Annotated in this window: 11 protein-coding genes; 7 read left to right on the top strand and 4 right to left on the bottom strand. The window is 55.3% G+C overall.

Annotated features, from left to right (window positions below):
- Positions 1-4: 4 nt before the first annotated feature.
- Together P7C00_RS18790 and P7C00_RS18785 are read left to right on the top strand one after the other, a co-directional pair.
- Positions 5-850, top strand: a complete 846-nt coding sequence (locus tag P7C00_RS18790) for a phage tail protein (protein WP_404937062.1) — start codon at positions 5-7, stop codon at positions 848-850.
- Entirely contained in the window at positions 825-1,031 is a 207-nt protein-coding gene (locus P7C00_RS18785; RefSeq protein WP_102863714.1) for a tail protein X, read from the top strand. Before P7C00_RS18790 ends, P7C00_RS18785 begins: the two co-directional genes overlap by 26 nt.
- Here the strand turns inward: P7C00_RS18785 and P7C00_RS18780 are convergent.
- Complete coding sequence (locus tag P7C00_RS18780; RefSeq protein ID WP_016966892.1) at positions 1,028-1,498, bottom strand: hypothetical protein; 471 nt, start codon at positions 1,496-1,498, stop codon at positions 1,028-1,030. The genes P7C00_RS18785 and P7C00_RS18780 overlap by 4 nt on opposite strands.
- 80 nt (positions 1,499-1,578) lie before the next feature.
- Here P7C00_RS18780 and P7C00_RS18775 point away from each other — a divergent pair, with 80 nt between their 5' ends.
- The 5 genes from P7C00_RS18775 to P7C00_RS18755 all read left to right on the top strand — a co-directional run bounded on the left by P7C00_RS18775 (position 1,579) and on the right by P7C00_RS18755 (position 5,322).
- Positions 1,579-2,622 (top strand): phage late control D family protein, encoded by a 1,044-nt coding sequence (locus P7C00_RS18775; RefSeq protein ID WP_404937061.1) that lies wholly within the window; start codon positions 1,579-1,581, stop codon positions 2,620-2,622.
- Between the two features lie 26 nt (positions 2,623-2,648).
- Positions 2,649-3,200: a glycoside hydrolase family 19 protein gene (locus tag P7C00_RS18770; RefSeq protein WP_404937060.1), complete on the top strand. Its 552-nt coding sequence runs from the start codon at positions 2,649-2,651 to the stop codon at positions 3,198-3,200.
- Complete coding sequence (locus P7C00_RS18765) at positions 3,197-3,718, top strand: lysis system i-spanin subunit Rz (protein WP_404937059.1); 522 nt, start codon at positions 3,197-3,199, stop codon at positions 3,716-3,718. The genes P7C00_RS18770 and P7C00_RS18765 overlap by 4 nt, the downstream gene beginning before the upstream one ends.
- A 150-nt stretch (positions 3,719-3,868) precedes the next feature.
- Positions 3,869-4,666, top strand: coding sequence for a DNA adenine methylase (locus P7C00_RS18760; RefSeq protein WP_404937058.1), 798 nt, complete (start codon positions 3,869-3,871; stop codon positions 4,664-4,666).
- A gap of 65 nt (positions 4,667-4,731) precedes the next feature.
- Positions 4,732-5,322: a hypothetical protein gene (locus P7C00_RS18755; RefSeq protein WP_404937057.1), complete on the top strand. Its 591-nt coding sequence runs from the start codon at positions 4,732-4,734 to the stop codon at positions 5,320-5,322.
- A gap of 533 nt (positions 5,323-5,855) precedes the next feature.
- On the opposite strand, the gene P7C00_RS18750 is transcribed toward P7C00_RS18755, so the two are convergent.
- The 3 genes from P7C00_RS18750 to P7C00_RS18740 all read right to left on the bottom strand — a co-directional run bounded on the left by P7C00_RS18750 (position 5,856) and on the right by P7C00_RS18740 (position 8,079).
- Entirely contained in the window at positions 5,856-6,695 is an 840-nt protein-coding gene (locus P7C00_RS18750) for a hypothetical protein (RefSeq protein WP_404937056.1), read from the bottom strand.
- A 325-nt stretch (positions 6,696-7,020) separates the two neighbouring features.
- Entirely contained in the window at positions 7,021-7,539 is a 519-nt protein-coding gene (locus tag P7C00_RS18745) for a hypothetical protein (RefSeq protein ID WP_404937055.1), read from the bottom strand.
- A gap of 120 nt (positions 7,540-7,659) precedes the next feature.
- Positions 7,660-8,079, bottom strand: a complete 420-nt coding sequence (locus tag P7C00_RS18740) for a hypothetical protein (RefSeq protein ID WP_404937054.1) — start codon at positions 8,077-8,079, stop codon at positions 7,660-7,662.
- Between the last annotated feature and the right edge of the window lie 1,075 nt (positions 8,080-9,154).

The following is a 9,154-nucleotide window of genomic DNA, read 5'->3' as shown; positions in this document are numbered from 1 at the left end:
TGCCATGGCGTACATGGAGCAACTGCAGTCGGGGTTTCAGTCCCTGGTTGAAGCGGGGGAGGCGGGCCGCAGCAGTGCGGATGGCATGCTGACCCCGCTGAACGGAGCCATCAGCGAGATTACCGGCGCCGCCTCGGAGCTGGAGAACATCCCGTTTGTGGGGCCTGAGATGGGCGCAAAGCTGCAGCGGACCTTGCGCGGCATCACCGCCGCGCAGTCCGTGGTCGGTGAGGTGGCGGCCAAGTACAGCCAGGCCGTGTCGGCGGCGGGGCAGATCCAGCAGCGGCTCGGTACGCTGCAGGAACAGACCGCCAAGGCCAGTGCTGCGATCAACCGGATCGGTGGGCAGGTCAGTCCTTCCCTGGGCAACATCCTCCCGACCGGTTCATTCGGCAACCTGGGTACCCCGGCGGCCGAGGCGGTGAAGCCGTTCCCGCACCTGCTGATCATTCAGCCGTTCCGGGCTGCCGGTGCAGCGTTTTACTTCAACCTCGACACCGCAGCCTTTGAAGAGCTGCGGCGTCAGACCGGGTTCCGCTGGGCTGCTCAGGAACGCCTGACCCGCAGCATCGCGCAGCAGGCGGTAGGGCAGGGTGACGACAAGATCACCCTCAAGGGCGCGGTGTTTCCTGGGTTCAAGGGTGGTCTGGGCCAACTGCAAAAACTGCGCAGCATCGGGCGACGCCTGCAGCCGCTGAGCCTGACCACGGGCTATGGCGAAGTGCTGGGCACCTGGTGCCTGACCAGCCTTGAGGAAGAACAGAGCCATCTGCTGGCCGGGGGCATCCCGCGTAAACAGGGCTTTTCAATGGAGTTCGTGAGCTATGGCGACGACATGCAGAACGTCTGACGGGGATCTGCTCGACACCTTGTGTCACCAGTATTACGGGCACCTCAATGGCAGTGTCGAAGCGGTGCTGGATGCAAACCAGGGGCTGGCCGATGAGCCCCAGCCGTTCCGGGCTGGGGTGCTGATCGTGTTGCCGGAGCTGCCGGCGGTGACGGAGGCCGCGCTGCAGTTGTGGGATTAGCCGGCGGCCTTGGCGCATTCCTTGGCGTTGGCCTGGTAGGACGTGTTGTCTTCGGAGTACTGACGAGCATCTTTGAAAATCATGCCCTGCCAGGATGAAGCCGCGTCGATTGCGGCGGAACGACATTTAGCGAAGGGGGCAAACAGCGATCCGAAGCGGTCGCTTTCGTCTTGTAGCTTGTTCAGCGCAATGGCCTGCTCACGAGCTTGTTTGCTGTCCATTGTTCCGGATTTGGCTAGGTTCTGGCCATGCTCTACTGCCTTGTTAAGGCGTTTGAGGAAGTCGCGGGCCTCCTCGGGTTTGATCTTCTTTGCTGCTTCTTGGGCGGCGATGGCCTGCCTGCCGCGCTCTGCGGCTTCGGCGCTCACCGGCGCATCGTCACCCAGGTCTATAACTCGCAGTTTCTGTTCTGCCTGTGCCATCGAGGCGGCTAATAGGCACAGCGTCAATCCAAAAATCCTTTTCACTTTCTCAACTCCTGTAGGGGCAACGGCTGGGGATTCTATGAAGTCCCCGTCGCACTGTCACCCAGGGGGAGGCTTATTGCATGACGCCTGTATTCCGAATCGTTGCGGACGGAAAGAACATCACCGCACTGATCAATGACCGGCTACTGACCCTGCGCACCTCGGACAAGCCGGGTATGGAGTCGGACGAGTTTGAGCTGCGCATCGACGACCGCGACGGCGCTGTGGCGCTGCCCAGCCGTGGCGCCAGCATCGAGGTGTTCATGGGCTACGCTGGCCAGTCACTGACGCGCCTGGGTCGTTACATGGTGGACGAGGTCGTGGTGACGGGGCCGCCCGACTCTATCGAGATCCGGGGCAAGGCCAGTGACATGCGCGGCAGTGGCAAGACCACCCGCAGCGGGAGCTGGGAAAACGTCCCGCTGCAGCAGATCGTGCGCGATGTAGCGATTCGCAATGGTTGGCAGCCGGTCTGCCCGGTCACCACCAAGGTGCCCCGGGTCGACCAGCTCAATGAATCCGACTTCAACTTCATCACCCGCTTGGCCAAGCAGTACGACTGCACGGCCAAGGTGGCCGACGGCAAGCTGCTGGTGCTGCCCCGACAGGCCGGGCAAAGCGCGAGCGGTAAGACCCTTGGTACCGTCACCATCACCCGTCGCGACGTGAGCCGCTATCAGTTCCGCCTGGGTGACAAGAGCACCCACAAGGCGGTGCAGACCAAGCACCAGGACAAGAAGAGCGGAAAGCTGCGGGTCGTCGACTTGGGCAATGAGGACTCGCCGGACGGCCTGCCACCGGTGCACACCGACCGTCATATCTATCCGAACAAGTCCGCCGCTGAGCAGGCCGCTAAGGCCCGTCTGGCGGCATTCAACCGCAGCACCGCCGGTGTGCGCTTGGAGATGCCCGGCCGAACCGATCTATTCGCTGAGCGCATGATCAATGCCCAGGGCTTCAAGGCCGGCCTCGATGGCGAGTACTTGGTGGACTCGGTCGAGCAGGTGTTCACCCAGTCCGGGTGGAGCACCACGGTCGAGTGCAACGGCGGCAAGAATGGCAAGGCGAAAGCCAAGGGCAAGAAAAAGAAAGAAACCAAGCCGCTCAAGGTTGTGCAGCTTTAACCCCACCATCACTGGAGATATCAGGCATGACGATTACCGCGCAGCAGCTGCTGCAGATCCTCCCCAACGCCGGCGCAAAAGCCGGCGTTTTTGTTCCTGCTCTCAACGCCGCCATGAGCAAGTACGCGATCATCACCTGCCTGCGTATGGCTGCGTTCATCGCGCAGATCGGCCACGAATCGGGCCAGCTACGTTATGTCCGCGAGCTGGGCAACGACCAGTACTTGAGCAAGTACGACACCGGCACTCTGGCCGCTCGGCTGGGCAATACCCCGCAGGCCGATGGCGACGGCCAGAAGTACCGGGGTAGGGGGCTGATCCAGGTCACCGGCCGGGCGAACTATGAAGCCTGTAGCGAAGCGCTGTTCAGCGATGCTCGATTGCTCAACACCCCTGAGTTGCTGGAAAGCCCGGTCTACGCTGCGATGTCGGCGGGTTGGTTCTGGCAGCGTGCGGGCCTGAACACCCTGGCCGACAGGGGCGACTTTCTCACGATCACCAAGCGCATCAATGGCGGGACCAACGGCCTGGCGGATCGTGAGGCACTGTATGAGCGTGCATTGAAGGTGCTGCCTTGAAGGCCCCGGGGTGGCTGTTGCCGGTCCTGGCCTTGGTGCTGGGGTTTGCCCTGGGTGGTTGGCTGGCCTGGACGTGGCAGGCCAACGCCTACGGCAAGGATCTGGCTGATCAGGCCGAGGCGTACAGCCGGGACCGCGATCAGGCCGCCACGGCGGTGATCAACTGGCAGGAAACCCAACAGGATGCCCGCCGGGCCCTGGAGGACCGCCTGCAGGCGAATGACGAAACCCACTACAAGGAATTGCGCGATGCTCAAACGAACCAAGCTCGCCTGCGTGATCGGCTGGCTACTGCTGATCTCCGGCTGTCAGTCCTACTCAACACCGCCGCCTCGGGTGGTGGCGGTGGGTTGCCAGCCACCGCCGGCACCTGCGGCGTGGTTCATGGAAGCGCGCGAGCCGAGCTTGACCCAACGACTGCTCAACGAATTGTCGCCATCACCGGCGACGGTGACCAAGGATTGATCGCTTTGGCGGCCTGCCAGAGCTACATCAAAGAAATCGTTTCAACGAAGTGAAAAGGAGCGACCGGGTCAGATGCGTCAACATCTAACCCGGGCGCTGTCCCCGCAGAATGGTCCTGCAAGTCCAGCCAAGGCTCCTGCTCTGTGCACAAAGCGCGGCGAGCCTAGCACCTGTTTCTCTCTACAGCAAAGGTCTTGCTTTTAATGTCTACCCCTATCATCCCCTGGATGGGCGGCAAACGCCGTCTGGCCGACCGGCTTATTCCTCTCTTTCCACCCCATGAGTGTTACGTTGAAGTCTTCGCTGGCGGTGCCGCGTTGTACTTCCTGCGGCCTCAGCCCGCGCCAGTTGAAGTCCTTAATGACATCAATGGCGACCTGGTGACGCTGTACCGGGTCGTGCAGAACCACCTTGAGGAGTTTGTGCGCCAGTTCAAGTGGGCGCTCAGTTCGCGACAGGTTTTCGAATGGCAAAAGATGACCCGCCCGGAAACCCTCACCGACATTCAGCGTGTCGCCCGATTCTTCTACCTGCAGCACCATGCCTTCGCGGGCAAGGTGACCGGGCTGACGTTCGGCACCGCAACGACTGGCCACGCCATCAATCTGTTGCGCATCGAGGAGAACCTCTCTGCCGCCTGGCAACGCCTCGCCGGCACCTACGTCGAGAACCTGTCCTGGCTCGCCTGCGCCGAGCGCTACGATCGGGCGCACACGTTCTTCTATATGGACCCTCCCTATTGGCAGACCGCCGGCTACGGCGTCGACTTCCCGTTCGAGGAGTACGAGCATATAGCCGACTTCATGCGGCGCTGCAAGAGTAGGGTGATGGTCAGCATCAACGACCACCCGGACATCCGGCGGGCGTTCGACGGCTTCCACTTCGAGTGCCTGGACATCCGCTACACCACCGCCAACCAGCGCCATGGCAAGGCAGAAGTTACCGGCGAGCTGGTGATCATGAACTGGACTCCTGCACAATTAGGCGGGCTGTTGTTCTGATGTGATTGAGTCTGCGGTCTTGGTTTGCTGGGCCGCAGGTCTTAGTTCGTTCCGGGGAGTGTGACATGCAACTTGAGTGGTCAGCGTTTAAGAGTTTGGTTTGGGGGTGGGTCTCGAATCCATCGGCGCCCGCATGGATCCAGGCTGTCGGGGCATTACTTGCTTTGGCCGTAGCCATATATGTATCCCGGCGTTCAATAGAACAGGCGGGCCTGCTCAGGCAAAAAACTATTTTCTCTATAGCTGAGGCTGCCTATGAATACGCGCGCGAGGTTCGGGCGGCCATTGAGTTGATTGACGAGGAAGCAGGCAGCAACGCAACTCTATGGAACGTGTATCACGCAGAGGTTACGGCTGGTCTGGTTAGAGCCCTTCAGGGCGTGCCAGTGCACGAGCTTGCTTCGGGTCGTCAGGTTTCAGCAGTGCTTGGGCTGACGTTGCACCTGGTGCTGCTGGGGAAGGCGGCAGAAAAGCTGCTCGTTGCGCCATCATTGTTACCTGGGGTTGCCGATCAGTTGGAAGAGTTGGAGGGGGATCGCAAGGCGCGTCGGGACCTTCTAAGTTCGATAACGAAAGTTCAGAAGTTGAATGCGATGAAGCAGTTAGAAAAAATTGATGAGCACTACAATGTGCTGAAAAATACGCTTTCCAAATAAGAGGTACTTCAGGTGGTAAGTGGCGCAATTAGTTCCTTGCCTTGGTTGCGCACATTGCCAACTGCGTTACTTATTCTATGCCATTCGAGCATCTCGGCCGGTTCGCCTAGATTGAGCGCAATTTGTTCAGCATGAGCACTGGGCATATCAGCCGCAATCCATTCCTGGGCAAGGTCTGGCGACAGCACCGCCGGCCGGGGGCGATGCCGGCGAGTTGGCTGACATGCTGGAGTTCACAGAGTCGGCTAGGTGGAGGGCGCTGACGGTGCAGGAGGGCGAGGACAGCCTTTAAGCCTGGCCCCTAGGTGCGGGCTCAGTGTCGGTTGGCATGGGGCAAAAATGGGGCAATCTGTACGCCAATCAATGCCATTTAATGCCAAGTGGCTTAATATACGGCAGCATCTAAAAAGCCCTACAGCTCTTATTATTTGGGGCTGTAGGGCTTTTTTGCACTAATACCCGAGCACAATCGGCGTGTGATTGTCTCCTTTCGACCCGTTGCGGACGGTCGTAAATACCTGCTGTCAAACCATTTATGGAAGGTCTTGCGCGCCACATTCCGTATCAAATCGAATCATTATTTTTTCATAGACGCTATGGATTAATACTGGCAAATCATTCTCAAAATAATAGGTCATAAAGCCTCGTGCGATGGCATGAGACAAGCCAATCTTCTTTTGAGTCGGCGACAAATTTGGTGTGCCTGGAGGATATTTAAATGAATCGGAATTTTCAGGAGCGCAATTTTCGGCCTCATCTTTTTTGTCTGAATCCAACAAATCCCAGCCTGCGCTTATCTCTTCAAGCAGGGTTCTACTATAGGAGATGAAGGTCAATATATTCCTAGTAAGAAATGGATCATCCAGGTTGGTGAAGCCAATTGTCGACAGCTGCTCAATATTCTTTTCAAATAACGACATACTTCTTCGTATGTCTGAAGCCTTCCAGCCATAATCAGACCAACTGCTCTTGTTACTTCCAAGCGTAGGAGGAAATAGCACCGCTGAGCCAGCTTTATCAAAGCCTCCCTTAGCGTGGTCACGAACATAAACTAGGTAGGAGTACGTTTCCTCAATCAAACTTTTCAGGTTAGAGAGAGTGCGCGCATGCTCTGCGGCCTGCCTAGCGCGCTGAGCTTTGATGTTCATACGATGAGTACCGACCGCAATGAGAGCTGCAGCAATGATAGCTTCCACACTCCCAATCGCCTGAATCCAAGCCGTCCAGTCTTTCTTTTCTGCACAAACAAAAATTAAAATTATTGGCGCTATAAATGAGCAGGCGATGATAATGCAAAGAGCAAAGGCATCAACTATTGCTACTTCATTCGCGTTTTTGTTATCCGCTAATCTTAATGGATTTTTAGAAGGCATTATTTTCTAGGCCGGCAAAAATTAGTTTTATTTCCAGAAAATAGAATTGTTCGCTACCGTAGCTTAGCTATTTTAATCTACATCTCGATACTCAGCGATGCTGAGTTTCATGAGCGATCGGAAGGTATCAGTTTTGCACCATCCATGAAAGCATTCTCGTCATCGTTAGCACAGATGCTCCTCAACTGCCCAAGCCTATTGAAGGAACTGATTAGGGGCAAAAGCCATCGTACGGGACTGACCGCTTTTGGCCGAGAGCCGCCATTCTCGAACGGTAGCAGTCGGCCAGATGCGGCCTGTTTCAGCCCCAAAAAAATCTCATATTTCAGCCAGCCGTATCCTTCAGATTAAGACTAAGAGCCTCGAGCGAAGATTTAAAATTAACTCTATTTTCCCTGTTCCAGTCGGCTCCCGGGTGTCGATGTATCAATTCTTCCTCAAGATAATTTCTGAGCGACTCAGGGTGCACCTCTATCCAAGAAATCTCTACCGTTCCTCCGCCATAGGCATGTGCCATGATGTTAGCCAACTTCGACCCTGTCTTCTTGTGCTTTCGGAAGAGATGGTTCGTCACGCGTTGTCGTGCCAGTTTCTTGGTTGTTTTTCCGAAATATCTGAGTGTGCTTTCTGATATATCGTCGTCACTAGTAAAAATGGCGTACAGATTTGCGGATCCTGAAACGCTTCCCAATAGCGATCTATTCGCTCGGGCAAGCGCATTACCGTCCCAAGGGGTTGTTGCGGTCGCTGGGAACAACACGCGTACTCGCTGCCCAGGCTCCAAAAGATGTCCTTCAACCTGAGAAAGGAACTCCTCCAATGACGTAATGTGTTCGTAGTGCATGGCAGAAACCAAATCTCTTGAGGGCCAGTGATCAAGCTAGCCAAAATTCAGAGCAGTCTGCGACAAAATTACACGTGGTCACCCGGGCGCTTAGGGGGGTAACCAAATGCGGTTCAGATTTTACTGACCCCACCAATTACTCCCAGTAACTAAGTATTCTTTAGAAAAAAACTCACCCTCTTGGCTCAGGAGTAAAGTTTGGTCGATACTGAGCGGGACTACTTGAAGTTGATTTAAAGGGTCAATAGGGTTGAGAAGTCGCTCAAACTGGGGGTTAAGAGTCTCACGAGCTCCATCACTGAAGTTCAACCTAAGTCGTCGCTCATCCTGATCTAAAAATATTTCAAACTTTCTTGTGGTTGTTGAGTAGCCGTCATATATTTCCCCAAAGCCACCTACAAATTCAGATAGAAACTTTGGCGCAGACCCCATCTCAACATTCAGTGTGAGATTTACCTGCTCGTCAAGGCCGCGTGTTTTTTTGAGCGAGGTATAAAGCTTATAAATACTATCCACTTCTTCTTCCTTGATTTCAAGCATCTAGGCAGTTCAAGATGCACTTACTATTATAATGATTTAATTTTACACGGAATTTATCAGCTTGAGCTGCAAATCAGCAGTCGCCAACGGATGGTGCCAGCCCATAGTCGTCGCTGGCAATAGGCAGCTTTGGGTCGATAGCTGCCAGTTAGCGCTAGCAGAATTCAGTTTCCTGGATTTTTGCGACAGTAAAAGAATTAATTTGAGTAAGATTCTGAATTGTAAGTATTTTTTACTCGGCATGCCCGATTCATCATCGGATTGACTGAACTGGCGAGAGGACGAAGGGCTAGAGGCTTATCGAGTGGCAACTGTCATTGGGTTCTGAGCCTCTAGGCGGGGCGCAAATCAGTTCCGCAATCAAATTCATACCCCGCATAGGCCGTGGGTTACAGCCTCTCTAGATTATACCGCTTGCGGAACGGTTTTGTTATTAACTAACTGAAAATTATGAAGTTTTATCTGGATTGCAAATCCGCCTACGCCGGTTCGATTCCGACCTCGGCCTCCACCCTTGAAAACCCCGTAGATTAACGTCTACGGGGTTTTTTATTGCCCGCTTGAAAGTGCTGGCGTACCAAAACTTTCCTATTTCGTCGGGTTCGCGATGACGCCCACGGGAACGTAGATCTTCTTCGTAGCCTCCTGTTTTGAGTGTCCGAGAAGCCGGCTTGCATCGCCTGGATCGAGAATTTTAAGCGCTTACGCAAACATCTCGACACATGCAAAGGCCCTGAAGGCATGAGAGTTTGTGACCTGGCTGGTGCCGCCAGAGCCAGATGCCTGCGACTCTTATTCAGCCCAAAAAAGAAAAAGAAGAAAGTTCGCAGCGTGATCACTATCGCCGGCGGTGCTTTCGGTCTTGGGAGGAGACCGTAAGCATTAAATTAGTCAGTTTCCTATTTGCTCTTCAATGCTGCAGGCGCCGCCCTCCGTGGCCGGTGGCGGCAATTTGATTTGGGTTGGGGGATTACGGGAATCCGTCGATTTAGAGAATTCAAATTGTCGCCGGAGCCGGCTAGATCTGTTCTACCGACTCCTGCTTTCGCAACTGGCTCCGCGCCCACCCTTGACC

The organism is Pseudomonas sp. JDS08PS003 (assembly GCF_045013505.1).
Lineage (GTDB): Bacteria > Pseudomonadota > Gammaproteobacteria > Pseudomonadales > Pseudomonadaceae > Aquipseudomonas > Aquipseudomonas protegens_B.
The sequence above is the reverse complement of the archived record's forward strand: the minus strand, read 5'-3'. Positions and strand labels throughout refer to the sequence as shown.